The organism is Bradyrhizobium sp. USDA 4451, from assembly GCF_054822585.1.
In genome coordinates, this window is record NZ_JBTRCH010000001.1 from 5,151,928 (window position 1) to 5,173,579 (window position 21,652).

General features: G+C 66.5%; 18 protein-coding genes. 11 read left to right on the forward strand and 7 right to left on the reverse strand.

Annotated features, from left to right (window positions below; all coding sequences use genetic code 11):
* Positions 1-89: 89 nt before the first annotated feature.
* The 5 genes from ACVMB0_RS23555 (at position 90) to ACVMB0_RS23575 (ending at position 5,194) form a co-directional block, all read left to right on the forward strand.
* Positions 90-1,814, forward strand: a complete 1,725-nt coding sequence (locus tag ACVMB0_RS23555; protein ID WP_456755321.1) for an AMP-binding protein — start codon at positions 90-92, stop codon at positions 1,812-1,814.
* Between the two features lie 12 nt (positions 1,815-1,826).
* The gene (locus ACVMB0_RS23560; RefSeq protein ID WP_050418862.1) at positions 1,827-2,306 is read left to right on the forward strand and encodes a MaoC family dehydratase; all 480 of its coding nucleotides are present in this window, start codon (positions 1,827-1,829) and stop codon (positions 2,304-2,306) included.
* 141 nt (positions 2,307-2,447) lie between these two features.
* Positions 2,448-2,594, forward strand: a complete 147-nt coding sequence (locus ACVMB0_RS23565) for a hypothetical protein (RefSeq protein WP_249136630.1) — start codon at positions 2,448-2,450, stop codon at positions 2,592-2,594.
* 267 nt (positions 2,595-2,861) lie between these two features.
* Positions 2,862-3,779, forward strand: a complete 918-nt coding sequence (locus tag ACVMB0_RS23570; RefSeq protein WP_456755320.1) for an SDR family NAD(P)-dependent oxidoreductase — start codon at positions 2,862-2,864, stop codon at positions 3,777-3,779.
* A gap of 170 nt (positions 3,780-3,949) precedes the next feature.
* The gene (locus ACVMB0_RS23575) at positions 3,950-5,194 is read left to right on the forward strand and encodes a BaiN/RdsA family NAD(P)/FAD-dependent oxidoreductase (protein ID WP_456756562.1); all 1,245 of its coding nucleotides are present in this window, start codon (positions 3,950-3,952) and stop codon (positions 5,192-5,194) included.
* Between the two features lie 76 nt (positions 5,195-5,270).
* On the opposite strand, the gene ACVMB0_RS23580 is transcribed toward ACVMB0_RS23575, so the two are convergent.
* Positions 5,271-6,488 carry an MFS transporter gene (locus tag ACVMB0_RS23580; protein WP_456755319.1) on the reverse strand — a complete coding sequence of 406 codons (1,218 nt, stop codon included), beginning with the start codon at positions 6,486-6,488 and terminating at the stop codon, positions 5,271-5,273.
* 93 nt (positions 6,489-6,581) lie between these two features.
* On the opposite strand from ACVMB0_RS23580, the gene ACVMB0_RS23585 reads away from it, so the two are divergent.
* Complete coding sequence (locus tag ACVMB0_RS23585; RefSeq protein WP_456755318.1) at positions 6,582-7,484, forward strand: LysR family transcriptional regulator; 903 nt, start codon at positions 6,582-6,584, stop codon at positions 7,482-7,484.
* 124 nt (positions 7,485-7,608) lie between these two features.
* Here ACVMB0_RS23585 and ACVMB0_RS23590 read toward each other — a convergent pair whose 3' ends face one another.
* From ACVMB0_RS23590 to ACVMB0_RS23600, 3 genes are all read right to left on the reverse strand, one after another.
* Complete coding sequence (locus tag ACVMB0_RS23590; RefSeq protein ID WP_461347831.1) at positions 7,609-8,688, reverse strand: D-TA family PLP-dependent enzyme; 1,080 nt, start codon at positions 8,686-8,688, stop codon at positions 7,609-7,611.
* Between the two features lie 122 nt (positions 8,689-8,810).
* Positions 8,811-10,628 carry an ABC-F family ATP-binding cassette domain-containing protein gene (locus ACVMB0_RS23595; protein ID WP_461347832.1) on the reverse strand — a complete coding sequence of 606 codons (1,818 nt, stop codon included), beginning with the start codon at positions 10,626-10,628 and terminating at the stop codon, positions 8,811-8,813.
* A 2-nt stretch (positions 10,629-10,630) separates the two neighbouring features.
* On the reverse strand, positions 10,631-11,128 hold the full coding sequence (locus ACVMB0_RS23600) for a YaiI/YqxD family protein (RefSeq protein WP_461347833.1): 498 nt from the start codon (positions 11,126-11,128) through the stop codon (positions 10,631-10,633).
* A gap of 135 nt (positions 11,129-11,263) precedes the next feature.
* Between ACVMB0_RS23600 and ACVMB0_RS23605 the strand changes: the two genes are divergently transcribed.
* A complete protein-coding gene (locus ACVMB0_RS23605; RefSeq protein ID WP_456755314.1) occupies positions 11,264-12,064 on the forward strand; it encodes a hypothetical protein in 801 nt (266 codons plus the stop codon).
* 165 nt (positions 12,065-12,229) lie between these two features.
* Here the strand turns inward: ACVMB0_RS23605 and ACVMB0_RS23610 are convergent, their stop codons facing one another.
* Positions 12,230-14,602, reverse strand: coding sequence for a xanthine dehydrogenase family protein molybdopterin-binding subunit (locus ACVMB0_RS23610; RefSeq protein ID WP_461347834.1), 2,373 nt, complete (start codon positions 14,600-14,602; stop codon positions 12,230-12,232).
* Positions 14,603-14,825: 223 nt separating this feature from the next.
* Here ACVMB0_RS23610 and ACVMB0_RS23615 point away from each other — a divergent pair, with 223 nt between their 5' ends.
* Both ACVMB0_RS23615 and ACVMB0_RS23620 read left to right on the forward strand, forming a co-directional pair.
* Positions 14,826-15,869: a Ppx/GppA phosphatase family protein gene (locus ACVMB0_RS23615; RefSeq protein WP_456755312.1), complete on the forward strand. Its 1,044-nt coding sequence runs from the start codon at positions 14,826-14,828 to the stop codon at positions 15,867-15,869.
* A 221-nt stretch (positions 15,870-16,090) separates the two neighbouring features.
* Entirely contained in the window at positions 16,091-16,774 is a 684-nt protein-coding gene (locus ACVMB0_RS23620) for an RlmE family RNA methyltransferase (RefSeq protein WP_456755311.1), read from the forward strand.
* A gap of 12 nt (positions 16,775-16,786) precedes the next feature.
* Here ACVMB0_RS23620 and ACVMB0_RS23625 read toward each other — a convergent pair whose 3' ends face one another.
* Positions 16,787-17,560 (reverse strand): COG4705 family protein, encoded by a 774-nt coding sequence (locus tag ACVMB0_RS23625; RefSeq protein WP_461347835.1) that lies wholly within the window; start codon positions 17,558-17,560, stop codon positions 16,787-16,789.
* A 316-nt stretch (positions 17,561-17,876) separates the two neighbouring features.
* A complete protein-coding gene (locus ACVMB0_RS23630) occupies positions 17,877-19,364 on the reverse strand; it encodes an MFS transporter (protein WP_456755309.1) in 1,488 nt (495 codons plus the stop codon).
* A 141-nt stretch (positions 19,365-19,505) separates the two neighbouring features.
* Between ACVMB0_RS23630 and ACVMB0_RS23635 the strand changes: the two genes are divergently transcribed.
* The gene (locus ACVMB0_RS23635; RefSeq protein ID WP_456756561.1) at positions 19,506-19,757 is read left to right on the forward strand and encodes a hypothetical protein; all 252 of its coding nucleotides are present in this window, start codon (positions 19,506-19,508) and stop codon (positions 19,755-19,757) included.
* 181 nt (positions 19,758-19,938) lie between these two features.
* A complete protein-coding gene (gene guaB / locus ACVMB0_RS23640; protein ID WP_456755308.1) occupies positions 19,939-21,429 on the forward strand; it encodes an IMP dehydrogenase in 1,491 nt (496 codons plus the stop codon).
* Positions 21,430-21,652 lie beyond the last annotated feature (223 nt).

Genomic DNA, 21,652 nt, shown 5'->3' on the forward strand with positions numbered 1-21,652 from the left:
ACCGGCGCGACCGCCCCGGATTGCGCTCCGCTCCATCCGGGCTACGGTTGAAGGTGACGCTGGTTGCCAATCAACGGGCTCGGAAGAAGATGACCACATTTCAGGACGCACGCGCCTTTCTGCTCAAGCACCGCACCGACTACGACGCAGCGGTGAAGGGATTTCGCTGGCCGGATCCGGTGCCGTTCAACTGGGCGCTGGACTGGTTCGACGCCGAGCTGGCGCGCAATGTCGAGAGCCGCGACCGCGCGGCGCTGTGGATCGTCGATGCGGCCAGCGGCAGCGAGAGCAGGCTCTCCTTCGCTGAGCTGTCGCGCCGTTCCAACCAGGTGGCAAATTTCCTGCGCGCGCAGGGGCTGAAGCGCGGTGATCATCTGTTGCTGCTGCTCGGCAATGTGGTGCCGCTGTGGGAGACCATGCTGGCGGCGATGAAGCTCGGCGTCGTCGTGATCCCCGCGACCACGCTGCTCACCGCCGACGAATTGCGCGACCGGCTGGATCGCGGCAAGGCGAAGGCGGTGGTCGCGACGCAGGATCAGGTCGCGAAATTCGTGGGCCTTGGCAGCGACAAGCTGGTCCGCATCGTGGTCGGCGCGACGCAGGCCAATGAGGGCTGGCTGCCGTTCGAGGATGCAGCGAAGGCACCCGAAGCCTTCACGCCCGATGGCCCGACCAAGGCCGACGATCCGATGCTGCTCTATTTCACCTCGGGCACCACGGCAAAGCCAAAACTGGTGCGGCACAGCCAGCGCAGCTATCCGGTCGGCCATCTCTCGACCATGTACTGGATCGGGCTGCAGCCCGGCGACGTCCATCTCAACATTTCTTCGCCGGGCTGGGCCAAGCATGCCTGGAGTTGCTTCTTCGCGCCGTGGAATGCCGGCGCCACGATCTTCATCGCCAACCAGCCGCGCTTCGAGGCGAAAGGACTGCTCGCGATCATCGGCCGCTGCGGCGTCACCACGCTGTGCGCGCCTCCGACGGTGTGGCGGATGTTCATCCAGGAAGATTTGGCAAGCTTCAAGGTCTCGCTGCGCGAGGTCTGCGGCGCCGGCGAGCCGCTCAACCCCGAGATCATCGACCAGGTCAAATCGGCCTGGGGGCTGACGATCCGCGACGGCTATGGCCAGACCGAGACCACGGCGCTGGCCGGCAATTCGCCGGGACAGAAGGTGAAGGTCGGCTCGATGGGCCGGCCGCTGCCGGGCTATCGCGTGCAGGTGACCGACAATGACGGTCACCCCGCCAAGGAGGGCGAGGTGACCTTGCTGCTCGGCGCCGACCGGCCGGCGGGCCTGATGCAGGGCTATCAGGGCGACGACGGCAGGCTGCTCGGCACCGACGGCGAGATCTATCGCAGCGGTGACGTCGTGTTCACCGATGACGAGGGCTATCTCACCTTCGTCGGCCGCACCGACGACGTGTTCAAATCCTCCGACTACCGCATCTCGCCGTTCGAGCTGGAGAGCGTGCTGCTGGAGCATGACGCCGTGGCCGAAGCCGCCGTGGTGCCGAGCCCGGACCCGATCCGGCTCGCGGTCCCCAAGGCCTATGTGCTGCTGGTGTCCGGTGTGGAGCGCTCGCCGGAGACGGCGCTGTCGATCTTCAAGCATTTGCACACGCGGCTCGCACCGTTTAAACGCATCCGCAAGATCGAGCTGGTCGCCGAACTTCCCAAGACGATTTCCGGCAAAATCCGTCGCGTGCAGTTGCGCCGGCTCGAACATGACGATGTCAGAAGCGATGCGTTGCGCGGAATAGAGTTCCGCGAGGAAGAATTTCCGGAGCTGCAGAAGGTGCGGACCTCCGGTTAGCGGAGGTTAGCAATGAACGAAGTCTGGAAGAAGCCGCCAGTGTCGCTGGAAACCTACCAGGGCATGGTCGGCAAGGAGATCGGCGTCTCCTCGTGGCACCTGCTGGACCAGGGCCGCATCGATACCTATGCCGACGTGATCGAGGATCACCAGTTCATCCATGTCGATCCCGAGCGCGCCAAGAAGGAGACCGCGTTCGGCACCACGATCGCCCATGGCTTCCTGACGATGTCGCTGCTGTCGATCATGTCCTACGAGGTGATGCCGGTGCTCGAAGGCACCGCGATGGGCGTCAATTACGGTTTCGACAAGCTGCGCTTCATCTCGCCGGTGCGGTCGGGCAAGCGCGTGCGCGGCCGTTTCGTGCTGGCGGAAGCCACGCTGCGCAAGCCGAAGGAGCTGCTGTCGCGCACCAATGTCACGGTCGAGATCGAGGGCGAGGACAAGCCCGCCCTGGTCGCCGACTGGCTCGGCCTGATCTATTTCAGCTGATTGATTGCTGAGTAACTCCACCTTTCCTGCACGCGGGAGAGGTGGAGCGAGTTGATCTGATCCAAGTCGCGCATTGACGGCTGTGTTCCCCGATGTCCATGATGCTCGCTTGAGGCGGTGCGGCCCCGGGGAGTGGCAGCCATGGTGCAGAACTTCGTCGCCGGACTTGTCGTGGTCGGTTTGCTGGTGATTGGCTTGATCAGCCACGCCCAGGAACATCACGAGTGCTGGAACGGGCACCTGATCAAGAGCCTGAAACCCTGCGGGTCGATGACCCCTGACGTCTAGTGCGCCGCGCGGCCGTGCCGGCTTCTCCTAGCTGGGCTTGACCCGGCGATCCATCGCTGCTCAAAAGTCCCCAACCTTTTCATGCCGCTCGGGCAGGCTCCCTCTCTCCTCGTGGGAGAGGGTGGCGAAATCGAGCGGAGCGAGATGAAGCCGGGTGAGGGGTCTCCCTCCGCGCGCGCATCCCGTGGAGAGAACCCCTCATCCGGCGCGCTGCGCGCGCCACCTTCTCCCACAAGGGGAGAAGGGAAGTAAGCAGGACGGACAAGCATGGCAATCAGGTTTGACGGACGCGTCGCTATCGTCACCGGCGCGGGCAACGGTCTTGGGCGGGCGCATGCGCTGGGGCTTGCCAGCCGCGGCGCCAAGGTCGTGGTCAACGATTTCGGCGGCGCGCGCGACGGCACCGGCGGCTCGCTGTCGCCGGCCGAGGCCGTGGTCGAGGAGATCCGCAAGGCCGGCGGCACCGCGATGGCCGATGGCGCCGACGTCTCGAACTTCGAGCAGGTCACCGCGATGGTCGAGCGCGCCACCAATGAATGGGGCAGCGTCGATCTGCTCTGTGCCAATGCCGGCATCCTGCGCGACAAGTCGTTTGCCAAGATGGAGGTCGCCGACTGGGCCAAGGTGCTCGACGTGCATCTCACCGGCACCTTCTACTGCTGCAAGGCGGTGTGGGCCGGCATGCGCGAGCGCAACTACGGCCGCATCGTGCTGACCACCTCGTCGTCCGGCCTGTTCGGCAATTTCGGCCAGGGCAACTACGGCGCGGCGAAGGCCGGCATGGTCGGCCTGATGAACGTGCTCGCCGAAGAGGGCCGCAAGAACAACATCAAGGTCAACACCATCTCGCCGACCGCGGCGACCCGCATGACCGAGGAGCTGCTGCCGCCGCAGGCGCTGCAACTGATGAAGCCGGAGGCGATCACGCCGGCGGTCGAATTCCTGCTCTCGGAGGACGCGCCGACCCGCACCATCATGGGCGCCGGTGCCGGCTCGTTCGCGGTCATCCGGGTGCTGGAGACCGAAGGCGTCAACCTGCCGCAGTCGGAATGGACGCCCGACGGCGTTGCCGCGCACTTCGCTGACATCAGCGACATGTCGACCGCGAAAGCGTTGCAGGGCGCCTTCGAGCAGACGCAGAAATACGTCGCCCAGGCCGCCGCGCGGGCTGGGATCAAGCTGTAGGTCGAGTCGTTCCGGGGCGATGCGAAGCATCGAACCCTCAGGTGCGCAATTGCGCACCGAGAACTTCGAGATTCCCCGGTGCACAATTGTGCACCTGAGGTCTGGTGCTAACGCACCATCCCGGAATGACACCTTTTGTTGTGGCGCCGAGCTGGGCCTACACTCACAGCATGCCATCACCCCCCGCCAGTCATGTCGCCGTCATCGGAGCCGGACCTGCCGGCCTGATGGCGGCGGAAACTCTTGCGGCCGGCGGTGCAAAGGTGACCGTCTACGACGCGATGCCGTCGGCCGGCCGCAAGTTGCTGATGGCCGGCCGCGGCGGGCTCAATCTCACCCATAGCGAGCCGCTACCGGATTTCCTCAATCGCTATCGCGAGGCGATGCCGCGCCTGAAGGCTGCGGTCGAGGCGTTTCCGCCGGATGCGTTGCGCGACTGGAGCGAGGCGTTGGGCCAGCCGACGTTTGTCGGCAGCAGCGGCCGCGTGTTTCCCGAGGCGTTCAAGGCATCGCCTTTGCTGCGCGCCTGGTTGCGGCGGCTCGATGCCGCGGGGGTGGCATTCGCATTCCGGCATCGCTGGATCGGATGGGATGCGAAGGGCGCACCGCTGTTTAAGGCGCCGGATGGCCCGCATGCGATCAAGGCCGATGCGACCGTCCTCGCGCTCGGCGGCGCGAGCTGGCCGCGGCTCGGTTCGGACGGTGCGTGGGCGGAGTTCGTTGCGGCGAAGGGCGTTGCCGTGGCGCCGATGCGACCGGCCAATTCCGGCTTCACCGTCGCGTGGTCGAACATCTTCCGCGACCGGTTTGAGGGGCAGCCGCTCAAGGGTGTCGCTCTCACGATCGGTCCGCATACGGTCCGCGGCGAGGCGATCATCACCCAGACCGGCATCGAGGGCGGCGCGATCTATGCACTGTCGGCCGAGTTGCGCGAGGCGGTGCTGGGTATCGGGCAGGCGACGCTGACGATCGCGCTGCGGCCGGACCTCGACGCCGCCGCGCTGACCACCCGCCTGTGCGGGACGCGCGGCAAGCAATCGCTCGCGAATTTCCTGCGCAAGGCGGCGCAAGTCTCGCCTGTTGGCATCGGCCTGATGCAGGAGGCGGCGATTGCGTCCGGCCGGCCGCTGACATCGTTCTCGCCGGCAGAGCTCGCGCAGCTGATCAACGCGCTTCCGGTGCAACTCACCGGCATCGCGCCGATCGATCGCGCGATCTCGAGCGCGGGCGGGATCGCGTTCAGCGAGCTCGACGCGCATTTCATGCTGCGGCGGTTGCCCGGTGTCTTCGCCGCCGGCGAGATGCTTGACTGGGAGGCACCGACCGGCGGCTACCTGTTGCAGGCGTCGTTCGCGACCGGCGTGGCCGCCGGGAAGGGCGCGTTGAATTGGTTGAAGTTGATGGGTGGAGCGTAGCGATACCCATCGACTTGGTCCGCGTAACGAAATGATGGGTATCGCTCCGCTCCACCCATCCTTGGGATCGGACAATTCATTCTGACCCCACCTTCGTCGCGATGTCGGTGACGAACCCGAGCACGCCGAACGCCGCGGCGACCGCGCAGACCGCTGTCCAGCCGCCAAAGCTCCACGCCGCCGATGCCGCGGCGGCGCCGACCGCGCCGCCGATGAAGAACAGTGCCACGAACAGGCCGTTGATCCGGCCGCGCGCCTCGGGCCGCAGCAAATTGACGGCGCGCCGGCCAAGCGTCTGGTCGGTCGTGATGCCGAAATCGAGCAGGATGGCGCCGACGCCCAGCAACGAGAGAGCCGCGATCCGCGACTCGATCATGCCCGCCCAGGCGCACAGGATGACCGCACCGACGATGAGAAGGTGCGAGACGATCAGCAGCGGCCGTGCAAAGCCCCGGTCGCCCCATCGCCCGGCGATCGGGGTCGCGGCCGCCCCGGCGACGCCGATCAGGGCGAACAGCGCGATCCCCCTGGCGTCGAGCTTGAACGGCGCCTCCGGCAGCCGCAGCGCGATCGCGGCCCAGAACGCGGTGAAGGACGCCATCACCAGCGCCGCGGTCCAAGACCGCACGCGCAGCACCGGCTCTTCGCGCAGCAGCCTTGGAAACGAACGCAGCAGCGCGCCGTAGCTGACCTTCGCCGCCGGCTGCAGCGTCGGCAGCGTACGCGCCAGCGCGCAGGCGAGCGCCGTCATCAGCACGGCCGATGTGAAATAGTAGCCGCGCCAGTTCCAGCTGTCCGCGATCAGGCTCGCCGCCGGCCGCGACAGCAGGATGCCGATCATCAGGCCGCTCATGACGTCGCCGATCGCTTGTCCTCGCCGTTCCGGCGGCACCATCGAGGCCACCAGCGGCACCACCATCTGGATCGCGGCGCAGGAGGCGCCGAGAATGAAGGTGGCGGCCAGCAGCATCAGCGGCGTCGGCGCCAGCGCGGTGCCGATCGCGGCGACGATGGCGCAGGCCAGCGTGCGCAGGATCAGCCGCCTGTTCTCGACCAGATCGACCAGCGGCACCAGCAACAGCAGCCCGAGCGCGTAGCCGAGCAGGGTCAGCGTCGAGATCAGGCCGGCCTCCAGCGGGGTCATGCCGAGCGAGCGGCCGATCAGGCCAACCAGGATCTGCGGCGCAAACAGGTTGGTGACGACGGTGCCGGTGGTGATGGCGCCGATCCAGATCAGCGGACGCACGGAGGTCGTGCGCGCCGGGGAGAGTTTGGAGGCTTCGGAAATGGTCATGGGACCTCGCAGGGACGTGGCGAGGCCCCCTTTAGGGGATCGGCCTAATATGCTACAATTCAAATAAGCTAATGAAGAATATGCGAGATTGTTATGAACACGCATGACCTCGTGGCGTTCGTCGCCGTGGTGGAGACCGGATCGATCGTCGCGGCGTCGTCACGGTTGAACCTCACCCAGCCCGGCGTGACGCGGCGGATCCAGAATCTCGAGGAGATGCTGGGCGCGCAGCTGCTCGACCGGTTGTCGAAGCCGCTGAAGCCGACGGCCGCCGGCATCGAGGCCTACGAGCAGGGTCGCCGCCTGCTGCGGATGCTCGACGATCTCAAGTCAGGCGTCGCCAATGACGGCGTGGTGCGCGGCGAGTTCAGGCTTGGGCTGACGCCGTATTTGTCGGAGGCGGGACTGGCCGGCCCGCTCGACGCGGTGCGCGCGGAATTTCCCGCGCTCGCGGTGCGCGTCGTGGCGGGCCTGTCGCCGCACCAGATCGACGCGGTGTCGCGCAACGAGCTGGATGCCGCGGCGATCTGCATTCCCGATGGTGCCGTGCCGCCGTCGGACCTCGCCGCTGACGATCTCGGCGCGCAGCCGGTCATCTTCGTCGTCGCGCGCGACATCAAGCTGCCGAAATCCGCCGACCTCGAATGGCTGTCGCGCATGGGATGGGTGATGAACCAGGACGGCTGCGGCTTCCGTCAGACGCTGAAGCGTCAGTTCGAAGCCGCGCATCTGCCGTTCAACGTCGCGGTCGAGGCGCTCGACAGCGAGCTCCGGCTGTCGCTGGTCGCGCGCGGGCTCGGCATCGGCGTCGTGACGCCGGTCGCGCTGAAGCGGAGCGCGCTGCGCAGCCGGCTCAAGGTGGTCAGGATCGAGGGGTTCAAGGCCGCGGTCCGGGCCTGGGTCGTGCATCGTCCGCCCGCCGGCCGCCTGGCGCGGCCGATCGAGGTGTTTCGCGCGGCGCTGGACCAGGAGCTGCAAGCGCTGATCCGGGGGTAGATTCGGGTGGGTGGAGCGCAGCCCGCCGTCGCACTTCGAGGCCTCCGCTGCGCTACGGCACTTCGAGAGAGCGTCATCCTGAGGTGCGAGCGGAGCGAGCCTCGAAGGATGCGCGGGCGATCAGTCAGCGCAGCTTGCCCCTTGCGGTCACCGGCAACGCGCCGATGATCTCGTCGCCGCGCACCATCACGACCTCGTCCATCATGTTGACGACGACGCAGACGTGGTTGGGCACGATGCGCACGACGTCGCCGACGTCAGGCCGGGTGTTGCTGCGGGAGAGGTCGAGGAAGCCGTGCTCCTCGGCGAAGCGCGCGATCTTGGCCTCGGGATGTTCCAGGATCAGGCCGTGGCCCTCGAGGCCGCCGGTGTCCGAGGTCAGCGTCTTGGAGCCGGCATCGAGGATGCCGCGCTCGGGGCCGGCGCGGCTGACCACGGTGGAATAGATATGCAGCGCGCAATCGTCCCAGCTCGCGACGCCGGCCGCGACCTGCATGCGGTCGTTGTAAATGTAAGTGCCGAAGCGATGCTCGGTGCCGCCTTTCAGCCTGCCGAGATTCTTCAGGTTCGGCGTGCCGCCGGTGGACACGATTGTTGCATCGAGGCCGTGGGCGCGCACGCCGGCCAGCGCCTCGTCGTAGAATGTCTGCGCATCGGCCCAGCCGGTCTCGGTCGGGTACAGCATGAAGCCCGCGAAAGTCAGACCCTTGGAGGCCGCGATCTCGCGCGCCAGCGAGATCGCCTCACGCGGGGTCTCGACGCCGGCGCGCTTGCGGCCGGTGTCGCATTCGACCACGACCGAGAGCGGACGCCCCGAGGCGGCTGCGGCCTTCGGCAGGTCGGCGACCACGACGGAATTATCCGCCGCGACGGTGACGTTGGCCTTGGCTTGCAGCGCGCCGAGCCGCGCCATCTTCTCGTCGCCGAGCAGATTGTAGCTGATCAGGATGTTATCGATGCCGCTATCCGCCATGATCTCGGCTTCGCCGAGCTTCTGGCAGGTGATCCCCTTGGCGCCGGCCTTGATCTGGAGCTGCGCCAGCATCGGGTTCTTGTGGGTCTTGATATGCGGCCGGTTGGCGACACCGGCCTCGTCGCAGGCTTTCTGGATGCGCGCGATGTTGCGCTCGACCCGGTCCATGTCGATCACGGCGCAGGGCGTGCCGTAGTCCTTGGCGATCTTGGCGGCGAGGGGCGTGGTCATGGGCTACTCCATTCAGTTTTCGTCATTGCGAGCGAAGCGAAGCAATCCATCGGGCCGCATATGCGGAAGGATGGATTGCTTCGTCGCTCCGCTCCTCGCAATGACGACTGGGGACATTGCGCTTACGCCTGTTCGATCTCTTCGCGCAGCACTTCGAGCTCGAGCCAGCGGTCTTCGGCGGCGGCGAGCTCTTGCTGCGCCTTGGCGATCGCGGCCGACGCGGTGTCGAATGTCTTGCGATCCTTCGCATAAAGATCGGGATCGTCGAGCAGCTTCTGCTGCTTGGCGATCTCGGCATGCAGCCTGTCGATCGTCTTCGGCAGCGTCTCCAGCGCGTGCTTCTCGTTGAAGCTCAGCCGGCGCCGTGGCGCGGCTTCGGGTGCTGCGGCCCTCGCTTCCTTCTTCTCTTCGGCCGGGGCGTCCGCCTTCACCGTCTCCCGCTTCACGTCGGCGCCGCGCTGCGCCAGCATGTCGGAATAGCCGCCGGCATATTCGATCCAGCGTCCCTGGCCTTCGGGCACCACCACCGACGTCACCACGCGGTCGAGGAAGTCGCGGTCGTGGCTGATCAGGATCACCGTGCCTTCGTAGTCGCCGAGCATGTCCTCGAGCACATCGAGGGTTTCGAGATCGAGGTCGTTGGTCGGCTCGTCCAGGATCAGGAGGTTCGACGGCTTGGCCAATGCGCGGGCCAGCATCAGCCGGCCGCGCTCGCCGCCGGAGAGCGCCTCCAGCGGCGTGCCGCGCTGCTCCTGCGCGAACAGGAAGTCTTTCATGTAGCCGATCACGTGCTTCGACTTGTCACCGACCATCACATGATCGCCGCGGCCGCCGGTCAACGCCTCGGCCAAGGTCAGCTTCGGATCGAGGCTCTCGCGATGCTGATCGAGCGTCGCCATCTCGATATTGGCGCCCAGCCGCACCGAGCCGGAATCCGGCGGATCGTTGCCGATCAGAAGATGCACCAGCGTGGTCTTGCCGGCGCCGTTGGGACCGACGATGCCGACGCGGTCGCCGCGCTGGATCCTGGTCGAGAAGCCGTCGACGATCTTGCGCTCGCCGAAGGCCTTGGCGATGTTCTTGGCCTCGATCACCAGGCGGCCGGATTTGTCGGCCTCGGCGGCGGCCAGCGTGGCGTTGCCGGTGGCGCCGCGATAATTGCGGCGCTGGTCGCGCAGCGCATGCAGGTTGCCGAGCCGCTTGACGTTGCGCTTGCGGCGGCCGGAGACGCCGTAGCGCAGCCAGTGTTCCTCGTTGACGATCTTGCGGTCGAGCTTGTGCTGCTCGCGCTCTTCCTCCGCCAGCACCTCGTCGCGCCATTCCTCGAAGGCGCCGAAGCCGCGCTCGATCTGCCGGATCCGGCCGCGGTCGAGCCAGGCGGTCGAGCGCGACAGATTGGTGAGGAAGCGGCGGTCGTGGCTGATCAGCACCAGCGCACAGCGCCGGCTCTCCAATTCGCCCTCGAGCCATTCGATGGTCGGCAGGTCGAGATGGTTGGTCGGCTCGTCCAGCAGCAAAATATCGGGCGAGGGCGCCAGCACCCGTGCCAGCGCGGCGCGGCGCGCCTCGCCGCCGGAGACATGCGCCGGGTCTTCCTCGCCGCTGAGACCAAGCTGTTCGAGCAGATAGCGCGCCTGGTAGTGGTCGTCGCCGGGACCAAGCCCGGCCTCGACATAGGCCAGCGTCGTCTTGTGCTCCCCGAAATCAGGCTCCTGCGGCAGATAGCGGATGGTGGCGCCGGGCTGCACGAAGCGGCTGCCGGCATCGGGCTCGACCAGCCCGGCCGCGATCCGCAGCAGCGTCGATTTGCCGGAGCCGTTGCGGCCGATCAGGCAGACGCGCTCGCCCGCGGAGACCGACAGCTCGACGCCGGTCAATAGCGGCGTGCCGCCGAAGGTCAGGCTGATGTCCTTGAGCTGGATGAGAGGAGGCGGAGCCATCGCTAACCCCCGTTCGCCGACGCCTGCTCGGCGCGGCGGCGCTGGATGCGGCGGATGGTCTGGTCGAGCGCGGACAGGAATGTCGAGCGGTCGCGCGGCGAGTAGGATTTCGGGCCGCCGGTGATCTCGCCCGACGAACGCAGATCGGTCATTAGATTGCGCATCGCCAAGGTCATGCCGATCGACTGTTCCGTGAACGGTTTTCCATTTGGCGCGATCACATCGGCGCCGGCCTTGACGCAGCGGCTCGCCAGCGGAATGTCCGCGGTGATCACGATATCGCCCGCATGCGCGCGTTCCGCGATCCAGTCGTCGGCGGCGTCCATGCCCGAACCGGCGGCGATGCGCTCGATCAGCGGATCCTGCGGCACGCGGATGAAATTGCCGGCGACTACGCTGACCGGCACGCCGAGCCGGATCGCGACGCGATAGATCTCGTCCTTCACCGGACAGGCGTCGGCATCGACATAAATGCGGGTGGGAACAGGGGTTTCAGTCATCGATTCAAGAGTTGGAGAGCGCGGCCTGCGTGTACTCCATCGGGCGGAAAATTGCGAGCAGAACGAGAGACTTGTCTCGGTGCCCGGTTCGACTACGATTGCCCGAGAAAAACCACCGAAATAAGGGGAAACCCGATGGATTCGAAGGCTTCGCTGACCTACCGCGTCGAGGCGCACAACACGTCAAAGCTCTCGGAGAATAAGATCCACGACGACACGGTTGCGAAAAAATTCGGCTTTTCCGGCGGGCTGGTGCCCGGCGTCGACGTGATGGCCTACATGATGCACCTGCCGGTCGAGAGATGGGGCCGCGATTTCCTCGAACGCGGCCTGATCGAGGCGCGCTTCGTCAAGCCGGTCTATGACGGCGAGATCGCCGAATTGACCGGCCGGGAGACCGGCAACGGGCTCACGATCGAGCTCCATAGCCGCGCCGAGCTCTGCGCCACCGGCACCGCATCGCTGCCGGCGTCAGCGCCGAAATTTGCGCTCGACGATTATAAGCAGGTCGCCGCGGTCGCCGAACGCAAGCCGGTCAGCGCGTCGTCCTATGAAGAGGGCAAATGGCTCGGCACCATCCCACGCGACTGGTCCGGCGATGCCGCGAAGGACTATCTTGCCGATATCAGGGAGACCGACCCGATCTATCTGCGCGAAGGCCTCGGCCATCCCGGCCTGTTGCCGCGGGTGATGAACAAGGTACTGGTCGACAATGCGATCCTCGGGCCGTGGATCCATGTCGGCACAAGGATGCAGCTGCTCTCAGCCGGCAAGATCGGCGACGAGCTGACGGCGCGCGCCAAGGTGATCGGCAATTACGACAAGAAGGGCCATCGCTTCGTCGAGCTCGACGCGCTGGTGCTCGGCAACGGCGTGCCGCTGGCGCATTGCTGGCACATCGCGATCACCCAGCCGCGCGAGCAGGCCGCGGCGTAGCAGGAAGGGGCAAGGCCCCTCCGCACCAACGGTGTCATACCCCGCGCAGGCGGGGTATCCAGTACGCCGCGGCCTCTCGGCTCAACAGCTGCTGTCTCCGGAATACTGGACCACCCGCCTTCGCGGGTGGTGACAGCGGAGGATAGTGGCGACAGCAACGCGCCCTTACGCCGCCTTCGCCTTGGCGTCCTGGATCGCGCGCCAGACCCGCTCCGGCGTCAGCGGCATGTTGATGTGCTTGATGCCGTACTCCGACAGCGCGTCGACCACCGCGTTGACGATGCAGACCAGGCTGCCGGCGCAGCCGGCTTCGCCGCAGCCCTTGGTGCCGAGCGGATTGGATTTCGCCGGCGAGGGGTGATCGCCGACCTGCATCGACGGCACGTCGCCGGCGCGCGGCAGCGCGTAGTCCATGAACGAGCCGGTGATCGGCTGGCCGGAGGCGTCGTAGCTGACTTCCTCCATCAGCGCCTGGCCGATGCCTTGCGCGACGCCGCCATGCAATTGGCCGGCGACGATCATCGGATTGACCACGACGCCGAAATCGTTGACCGCGGAGTAGCGCACGATCCGCGTCACCCCAGTCTCGGGATCGATCTCGACCTCCGCGACATGGCAGCCGTTCGGGAAGGTCGACGCGGTCTCTTTGGTGGCGTGATCGACGTCGAGCGTGTCCGGCGTGCCCTCGGGCATCTTGCCGGCGCGCATCCGCTCGGCGAGCTCCATGATGCCGATCGAGCGGTCGGTGCCGGCGATGGTGAAGCGGCCGGCGCCGAATTCGATGTCGGCCTCGGAGGCCTCCAGGATGTGCGCGGCGGCCTTCTTGCCCTTCTCGACCACGAGTGCCGCGGCCTCGACGATCGCCTGTCCGGTCGCGGTGATCGAGCGCGAGCCGCCGGTGCCGTTGCCGAACCGCACGAGATCGCTGTCGCCCTGTTCGAGCGTGATCTTCTCGAAGGGCACGCCGAGCTGGTCGGACAGCACCTGCGCGAACGGCGTGGCGTGGCCCTGGCCGTAATCGAGCGTGCCGGTGGTGAGCTTCACCGAACCGTCGGGCTCGAAGGTGATCTTGCCGAGCTCGCCGGACGGCGGCGCGGTGACCTCGAGATACGAGCCCACCGCGATGCCGCGCAGTCTGCCGCTCTTCCTGCTCTCCTTCTTGCGCTTGGCGAAATTCTCGTAATCGGAGATCTCCAGCGCCTTCTGGAACACGCCGGCGAAGTCGCCGCTGTCATAGGTGACGCCGGAGGCGGCTGGGAACGGCAGTTGCGAGGGCTTGATGAAATTGCGCTTGCGCAAGGTGAAGCGGTTGATGCCCATCTCGTCGGCAGCGGCGTCGATCAGCCGCTCCATGTAGTAATTGGCCTCGGGCCGGCCGGCGCCGCGATAGGCGCCCATCAGCGTGGTGTTGGTCAAGACCGTCTTGATGTCGACGCCGAGCAGCGGCGTGCGGTAGACGCTGGCGAGGTTCTTGCCGGTGTTGAGCGACAGCGGGCCCGGCGCGACGCCGGTGATGTAGGCGCCGAGATTGCCGTAGCCGGAGAGCCGCACCGCGAGGAACTTGCCGTCGGCGTCGAGCGCGAGCTCGGCATGGATCAGCTGCGCGCGGCCCTGGCTGTCGGACAGGAAGCTGGTGGAGCGCTCGTCGAGCCACTTCACCGGGCGACCCAGCTCGCGCGCGGCATGCGCGATGCAGGTGTATTCGGGATAGTTGAGGTTCTTCATCCCGAACGAGCCGCCGACATTGCCGGTGAGGATGCGGACCTTGTCGGCGGGCACGTTGAGCAGGCGGGCCAGGATCGCCTTGTTGCCGGAGACGCCCTGGGTCGGCACCTGCAACGTGAAGCGTTCGGTCTTCTTGTCGTAATGCGCGAGTGCGACGCGCGGCTCCATCGAGACCACGGCGACGCGGGTGTTGACGATGTCGAGTTTTGTGACGTGCGCGGCGGCGGCGAACGCGGCTTCGATCTTGGCCGTGTCGCCATAGTGGTAGTCGAGCGCGACGTTGTTGGGGATGTCGTCATAGAGCTGCGGCGCGCCGGATTTAGCGGCTTCGGCCGCATCGGTCACCGCCGGCAGCGGCTCGATATCGACCTCGACAGCCTCGGCCGCGTCACGCGCCTGCGCGGCGGTCTCGGCCACCACGAAGGCCACGGGATCGCCGACGAAGCGCACCTTGTCGGTGACCAGCGCCGGGCGGTTGGTTTGCTTGAGCGGAGAGCCGTCGCGGTTCTTCAGCGGCAGGCCGCAGGTGAAGGGGTTGTAGCCGGCGGCCGCGAGGTCGGCGCCGGTCCACACCCCGAGCACGCCCGGCATCGCCCTGGCGGCCTCGGTGTCGATCCCCTTGATGATCCCATGGGCATGGGAGGAGCGGACCATCCAGCAATAGGCCTGGCCCGGCAGGGAGAAATCGTCGGTGTATTTGCCCTTGCCGCGCACCAGGGTGTCGTCCTCCTTTCGTCGAACAGGCTGTCCGACACCGTATTTTTGCAGTGCGATAGTGTTTTCGAGGGAGGCTGGCGGCGTATGATCTTGCATCGAAAATGACCTGAAATGCCCGGATTTGGTGGCGTTTGGGGGCGCAGACGGGATAACGCACACCCCCCTTAACGACAACGCCCGATTGGGCATGGAGCCAATGTGAACGGAGTTTGCGCAGGGCTTTGACGCTGCTAAAGTTTCCGTGAACGACAATTATTCGGCGGGCCCACGGATTGCTCCCGGTGGATTGCTCCGGGGGTCCTGCGGAAAGACAGTTTTGATGAACGACCATGTGCGGCTTTGCGACGGCCCCCCGGCCGGCGAAGCCCCGTCAGGGTTGGTTGCGGCCGCCGCGGATAATGGCGTCTACGCCGCGCTCGATCTTGGCACCAACAATTGCCGGCTCCTGATTGCCTGTCCCACTGGCGACGGGTTCCGCGTGGTCGACTCGTTCTCGCGGATCATCCGGCTTGGCGAGGGTATCGCTGCGACCGGCTCGATCAGCGAGGCGGCGATCGAGCGGGCGATTGCCGCGCTCGCCATCTGCAGCGACAAGATCCGCTACCGCAAGGCGCGCCGGCTGCGGCTGATCGCCACCGAGGCCTGCCGCGCCGCCGGCAATGCCGAGAGTTTTCGCGCGCGCGTCGCGGCCGCGACGGGCATCGAGCTCGAGGTGATCGATCGCGAGACCGAGGCGACGCTGGCCGTGATCGGATGCTCGCCGCTGCTCGACCCGAAGGGGCGGGGCGCTATCCTGTTCGACATCGGCGGCGGCTCGACCGAGCTGGTGCGGATCGAGCGCGATCCCAACGCGCCCGATGCGCCGCCGCGCATCAAGGCGTGGATGTCGATCCCGCTCGGGGTCGTCACGCTGGCCGAACATTTCGGCGGCAGGAACGTGACCCGCGATCTCTACGCGCAGATGATCGACGAGGTCGCCCGCCACGTCGCGCCGTTCGCGGCCGAGCACGGCCGGGACCTGCGCGACATGCACATGCTCGGCACCTCGGGCACCGTGACCACGCTCGCCGGCGTCTTCCTCAATCTGTCGCGCTACGATCGCCGCCGCATCGACGGCATCTGGATGGAGGATGCCGACGTCACCGCCACGATCCAGAAATTGCTCGGCATGAGCTATGAGGCGCGCGTCAGCAACAGCTGCATCAGCGTCGAGCGGGCCGACCTGGTGCTCGCCGGCTGCGCGATCCTCGATGCGATCCGCAACGCGTTCCCGATGCCGCGGCTCCGCGTCGCCGATCGCGGCCTGCGCGAGGGCATGCTGGTCGAGATGATGCGCGAGGACGGCGCGCTGCGGGCGTGCTAGGGCTTCTCTTGCCTCGCCCCGCTTGCGGGGAGAGGCCTAGGCCGCCTACGGCGGCCGTCCCCTAAGTGGACGCCGAAGCGAAGCTTCGGCTACGTTGCATGTCAATGCAATCCGGGTGAGGGGGACTCTCCACGAGCGCATCTCTCACCTTCATTGCGGAAGCAGCCCCTCACCCCAACCCTCTCCCCGCAAGAGCGGGGCGAGGGAGAAGAGAAAATGAAATGGCGAAAGACACCACCGGGCGGCTGCACGTCACGGTCAAGAGCGGCGGCAAGCGCAAATTGTCGTCAAAACTCTGGCTGGAGCGCCAGCTTAACGACCCCTATGTCGCCAAGGCCAAGGCGATGGGCTATCGCTCGCGCGCGGCCTTCAAGCTGCTCGAGATCGATGACAAATATCGCCTGCTCAAGCCCGGCATGACGGTGGTCGATCTCGGCGCCGCGCCCGGCGGCTGGAGCCAGATCGCGGCGAAGCGCACCGGCGCCGCCGACGGCAAGGGCAAGGTGGTCGCGATCGATCTGCTGGAGATGGGCGAGATCCCCGGCGTCACCTTCGCGCAGCTCGATTTCCTCGACCATGACGCGCCCGAGAAGCTGATCGCGATGATGGGCGGCCGCGCCGATTTCGTGATGTCCGACATGGCGGCCAACACCACCGGCCATCGCAAGACCGATCAGCTCCGCATCATCGGCCTGGTCGAGACCGCGGCGCATTTCGCCGGCGAGGTGCTCAACCCCGGCGGCACGTTCCTGGCAAAAGTGTTTCAGAGCGGCGCCGACGCCGAGCTGGTGGCGCAGCTGAAGCGCGATTTCGCCACCGTCCGCCACGTCAAGCCGGCGGCCAGCCGTCAGGATTCGTCCGAGCGCTACGTGCTGGCGACCGGGTTTCGCGCCGCGAGACGTTGACCTGTCCCCTGGTCACGCCGCCGTGCTGGCCGGCGCCGGGTGCGATCCGGCGCGCTGCGGCAGCACCAGCACACAGACGATGATGAAGATCGCGAGAACCGCGGAGGCGATCGGGCGGCTCAGCGCGAGGCCGCCGTCGCTGACCGGCTTGTCGAGGAAGTCGCCGACCGTGGCGCCGAGCGGCCGCGACAGGATGAAGGCCAGCCAGAACAGCGTCACCCGCGAGATCGCGGTCCAGTAATAGGCTGCCGCGATCGCGGCCAGCGCGACGCCGAACACCAGTGCGCCGCCCTCGTAGCCGAGCCCGGTGGAATCGGCGATCCAGTCGCCGAGCGCGGTGCCGAGCGTCTGCGAGAACGTGATCGCGGTCCAGTACAGCGCCTCGACCCGCGGCCTGCTCACGGTGTTGACCGAGATCGAGCCGAGCGACCAGTACCAGAGGCCGAGCGTGAGCAGCAGCAGGCAGAGCAGCAGCGTCGATCCGCCGGCATAGCCGATGCCGAGCGAGCGATCGGCGAAATCGGCCATGGTGGTGCCGAACGTCGTCGACGCGACGATCGTGGCCCAGTACAGCATCGGCTGAAACGCCTTTGCGGCGATCTGCGCCGCGACCAGCGCCACGAGTACGAACAGGAACAGCATCGTCCCCGCCAGGTAACCCCAGTTCAGCGTCATCGTGACGGTATCGCCGCCGGTCTCGCCGAGCGTGGTCGCGGCGATCTTGATGATCCAGAACACCAGCGTGACTTCGGGAACCTTGCTCTTGGTGTATTCGATTGAGTTCATCGGGCGCGCTCCTGAGGGACCACGCGGCACTACCCCGCAAAGCCGGCATGGTTTCGACGGCCCGTTCAACAATGCTTGAGCGAGGCCGGCTGGAGTCTTGCGAATGCGAAGTGGTGGCGACCGGGTTTCGCAGGCAACAGCCGTCATCGATAGGAACGTCGTGACCGTCACCCTGGGGAGCGCGAAGCGCATCTCGAAGGGTGCGCGGCCCGGCTGTTGGCCGTGCATCCTTCGAGACGGCGCTACGCGGCTCCTCAGGATGACGGTGATAGATCGAGCGCGCACCTCGTCATTGCAATGACGGAGCTAACCGTCCTCACCCCAGCCGCTGATCCCTGGCGTTCTGGGTGTCCTCGGTCGCGGCCTTGACTGCGTCGGCGGCGGCGCGCTTCTCGGCGCCCTTGCGGCTCGAGATATCGATCGCCTTGCGGCCGGCGATCTCGTTGCCGGCGTCGGCCGGCATCTGCCAGAAGAACCAGGCCGAGGCCGCCGAGATCAGCGACACCACGATGAAGGCCGGCGCGAACACGTCGGCGGACAGCTCGGTCGCGTGGTGCAGCGCCAGCGTGGTCTCGACCGAGAACGCGCCGACCGCGACGCCGGCGGACACCGCGAGCTGCTGGTTGACACTGACCAGCGTCGTGGCCCGGCTCATCTGCGGCGCCTCGACTTCCGCATAAGCGACGGTGTTGATCGCGGTGAATTGCAGCGAGCGGAAGAAGCCGCCGACCACCAGGATGGTGAAGATCAGCATCAGCGGTGTCGAGATCGTGAACAGGGCGCAGGCGGCGAGGAAGGCCGAACTCACCACCGCGTTGACCGTCATCATGTTGCGGAAGCCGAAGGCCTTGATGATGCGCGCCGCCAGCGTCTTCATGCCCATGGCGCCGACCGCCGACGCAAAGGTGACGAGGCCGGACTGGAACGGCGACAGGCCGAAGCCGACCTGCATCAACAGCGGCAACAGGAACGGCAGCGCGCCGATGCCGAGCCGGAACATGAAGCCGCCGACGATCGACGCCCGCATGGTCGGCAGCCGCAGCAGCCCGAAATCGAGCACCGGCGAGCCGGTGCGCCGCGCGTGCAGGACATAGAGCGTCATCGAGATCGTGCCGACCCCGACCAGCGCGGCGACGATCGGCCACGGCAGCAAATTGAGGCCCGCGACCGACAGTCCGAAGGCGATGCCGGCAAGGCCGATGCCGGCCAGCACCAGCCCCATCAGATCGAAGCGCTCGGGGTCCTCGCTCTTGATCGGGTCGATGTATTTCAGCGCCAGGAAGATGCCGAGCAGCCCGATCGGGATGTTGATCAGGAAGATCCAGTGCCAGGAGAAATAGGTGGTGATGAAGCCGCCGAGCGGCGGCCCGATCACCGGGCCGATCAGCGCCGGCACCGTCACCCAGGCCATCGCGTTGACCAGCGCGCTCTTGTCGACCGAGCGCAGCAGCACCAGCCGCCCGACCGGCGTCATCATCGCTCCGCCGAGGCCCTGCAGGATGCGGGCGAACACGAAATCGGTCACCGAGCCCGACAGCGCGCAGCCGATCGAGCCCAGCATGAAGACGGCGACCGCGCCGGCAAACACGATGCGGGCGCCGAAGCGGTCGGCGGTCCAGCCGCTTGCCGGGATGAACACCGCAAGCGACAGCAGATAGGAGGTGATCGCAAGCTTCAGCGTCAGGGGGCTGGTGCCGATATCGGCGGCGATCGCCGGCAGCGAGGTCGCAATCACCGTGGAGTCCATGTTTTCCATGAACAGGGCGGTGGCCACGATGAGCGGGATCAGGCGTTGCTTGTTCATCAAAATAGGACAGCCGTGCTGAAAAAGGCGGGCGAGGGGGCCATATCATCCTGTCCGCGGGCACGCTATTGCGGAACCGGCCAAACGCCCTAAATCCTGCGTGACGCTGGTATGCATCCGCCCGCGTTGGAGGTGTCCGCCGTGATTTACGTCCTAGCCGCTCTCTTGCCGCCGATCGGGCTGCTCCTGAACGGACAGCCGTTTTCGGCCATCTTCAATCTGGTCCTGATCGTGTTTTGCGCGATTTTCGGGCTGTTTTTCCACGTCTTGCTGCTGGTGCCGTCGGTCCATGCGGTGATCGCGGTCCACATGAAGCGAGAGGACCGGCGCCACCGCGAGATGGTCGAGGCGATCCGCCGCCACGGGCCGCCGCCCGGTTACAGGGTCCCCTGAATCGGCCTGCAAAAAGGCCTGTGCATGGCTGGCAAACGCTTTGATTCGTCATGCCGCCATGCTATCGACCAGCGTCAACCCCACCGATGGGCGCCGATTCGACGGTGACGCAGTGAGCGTCGCCGCAGGCGGCGTTCATCCGTAAGACCATCGCGGCTGGGCCGCAGATAAGGAGTTGGCAATGGCCACGGGATTTCCGGCTATCCGAGAAGCCTTCACGTTCGACGATGTGCTTCTGAAGCCCGGTCTGTCCGACGTCCTTCCCTCGGAAGTCGATATCCGCTCGCGCGTCACCCGCGCGATCCAGCTCAACATCCCGATCATGGCGTCCGCGATGGACACCGTCACCGAAGCGCGTATGGCGATCGCGATGGCGCAGGCCGGCGGCCTCGGCGTCATCCATCGCAACTTCGATCCCGAGGGCCAGGCCGCGCAGGTCCGGCAGGTCAAGAAGTTCGAATCCGGCATGGTGGTCAACCCGCTGACCATCGGCCCCGACGCCACCTTGGCCGACGCGCTGGCGCTGATGAAGGAGAACGGCATCTCCGGCATTCCGGTCGTCACCGGCGCCGCCAAGAATGTGCCCGGCAAGCTGGTCGGCATCCTGACCAACCGCGACGTGCGTTTCGCCAGCGACCCCAGGCAGAAGGTCTCGGAGCTGATGACGCATGAGAACCTCGTCACGGTGCGCGAGGGCGTCGGTCAGGACGAGGCGAAGCGGATGCTGCACAAGCATCGCATCGAGAAGCTCCTGGTCGTCGACGACCAATATCGCTGCGTCGGCCTGATCACGGTGAAGGACATCGAGAAGGCGGTGGCGCATCCGCTCGCCTGCAAGGATGAGCACGGCCGGCTGCGCGTCGCTGCCGCCACCACGGTCGGCGAGACCGGCTATGAACGCACCGAACGGCTGATCGATGCCGGCGTCGACGTTGTCGTGGTCGACACCGCACACGGCCACTCGCGGCATGTGCTTAATGCCGTCAACCGCATCAAGCGGCTCTCCAATGCCGTGCAGGTCGTGGCCGGCAATGTTGCGACCGAAGGCGGCGCGCAGGCGCTGATCGATGCCGGCGCCGACTGCATCAAGGTCGGCATCGGCCCGGGCTCGATCTGCACCACCCGCATCGTCGCCGGCGTCGGCGTGCCGCAGCTCACCGCGATCATGGATGCGGTGGCGGCGGCGAAGAAGGCCGACGTGCCTGTCATCGCCGACGGCGGCATCAAATATTCCGGCGACCTCGCCAAGGCGCTCGCCGCCGGCGCCGATATCGCGATGGTCGGCTCGCTGCTCGCCGGCACCGACGAGACGCCGGGCGAAGTGTTCCTGTGGCAGGGCCGCTCCTACAAGGCCTATCGCGGCATGGGCTCGGTCGGCGCAATGGCGCGCGGCTCGGCCGACCGCTACTTCCAGCAGGACATCAAGGACACGCTGAAGCTCGTCCCCGAAGGCATCGAGGGCCAGGTGCCCTACAAGGGCCCGGTCGGCAACGTGATGCACCAGCTCGCCGGCGGCCTCCGCGCGGCGATGGGCTATGTCGGCGCCAAGGACATCACGGATTTCCACGGCAAGGCCGAGTTTGTCCGCATCACCGGCGCCGGCCTGCGCGAAAGCCACGTCCACGACGTGACCATCACCCGGGAAGCCCCGAACTATCCGGGCGGGGTGTAAGTCTATCACCGTCATTCCGGGGCGGTCCGTAGGACCGAGCCCGGAATCCATCGGCACGCAGCGTTGGTGGATAAATGGATTCCGGGCTCGTGCTTCGCACGCCCCGGAATGACGGCCGTCATTTCAAACAGAATTTCAAACACCGCGCGCATCAGAACAAAATCCATCTCCCTTGCGGGGAGGCGGATTGCATGCCTACGTGTGCGCCACGAACCAATCATCT

What these genes read in the sequence shown, in the direction of transcription:
- ACVMB0_RS23570 (WP_456755320.1), top strand. Translation starts at nt 2,862, where the DNA reads ATGGCAATCAGGTTTGACGGACGCGTCGCTATCGTCACCGGCGCGGGC.
- ACVMB0_RS23600 (WP_461347833.1), bottom strand. Translation starts at nt 11,128, where the DNA reads ATGACTGAAACCCCTGTTCCCACCCGCATTTATGTCGATGCCGACGCC.
- ACVMB0_RS23630 (WP_456755309.1), bottom strand. Translation starts at nt 19,364, where the DNA reads ATGAACAAGCAACGCCTGATCCCGCTCATCGTGGCCACCGCCCTGTTC.
- ACVMB0_RS23575 (WP_456756562.1), top strand. Translation starts at nt 3,950, where the DNA reads ATGCCATCACCCCCCGCCAGTCATGTCGCCGTCATCGGAGCCGGACCT.
- ACVMB0_RS23595 (WP_461347832.1), bottom strand. Translation starts at nt 10,628, where the DNA reads ATGGCTCCGCCTCCTCTCATCCAGCTCAAGGACATCAGCCTGACCTTC.
- ACVMB0_RS23605 (WP_456755314.1), top strand. Translation starts at nt 11,264, where the DNA reads ATGGATTCGAAGGCTTCGCTGACCTACCGCGTCGAGGCGCACAACACG.
- ACVMB0_RS23560 (WP_050418862.1), top strand. Translation starts at nt 1,827, where the DNA reads ATGAACGAAGTCTGGAAGAAGCCGCCAGTGTCGCTGGAAACCTACCAG.
- ACVMB0_RS23615 (WP_456755312.1), top strand. Translation starts at nt 14,826, where the DNA reads ATGAACGACCATGTGCGGCTTTGCGACGGCCCCCCGGCCGGCGAAGCC.
- ACVMB0_RS23590 (WP_461347831.1), bottom strand. Translation starts at nt 8,688, where the DNA reads ATGACCACGCCCCTCGCCGCCAAGATCGCCAAGGACTACGGCACGCCC.
- ACVMB0_RS23580 (WP_456755319.1), bottom strand. Translation starts at nt 6,488, where the DNA reads ATGACCATTTCCGAAGCCTCCAAACTCTCCCCGGCGCGCACGACCTCC.
- ACVMB0_RS23625 (WP_461347835.1), bottom strand. Translation starts at nt 17,560, where the DNA reads ATGAACTCAATCGAATACACCAAGAGCAAGGTTCCCGAAGTCACGCTG.
- ACVMB0_RS23565 (WP_249136630.1), top strand. Translation starts at nt 2,448, where the DNA reads ATGGTGCAGAACTTCGTCGCCGGACTTGTCGTGGTCGGTTTGCTGGTG.
- ACVMB0_RS23555 (WP_456755321.1), top strand. Translation starts at nt 90, where the DNA reads ATGACCACATTTCAGGACGCACGCGCCTTTCTGCTCAAGCACCGCACC.
- ACVMB0_RS23585 (WP_456755318.1), top strand. Translation starts at nt 6,582, where the DNA reads ATGAACACGCATGACCTCGTGGCGTTCGTCGCCGTGGTGGAGACCGGA.
- guaB (WP_456755308.1), top strand. Translation starts at nt 19,939, where the DNA reads ATGGCCACGGGATTTCCGGCTATCCGAGAAGCCTTCACGTTCGACGAT.
- ACVMB0_RS23610 (WP_461347834.1), bottom strand. Translation starts at nt 14,602, where the DNA reads ATGCAAGATCATACGCCGCCAGCCTCCCTCGAAAACACTATCGCACTG.
- ACVMB0_RS23620 (WP_456755311.1), top strand. Translation starts at nt 16,091, where the DNA reads ATGGCGAAAGACACCACCGGGCGGCTGCACGTCACGGTCAAGAGCGGC.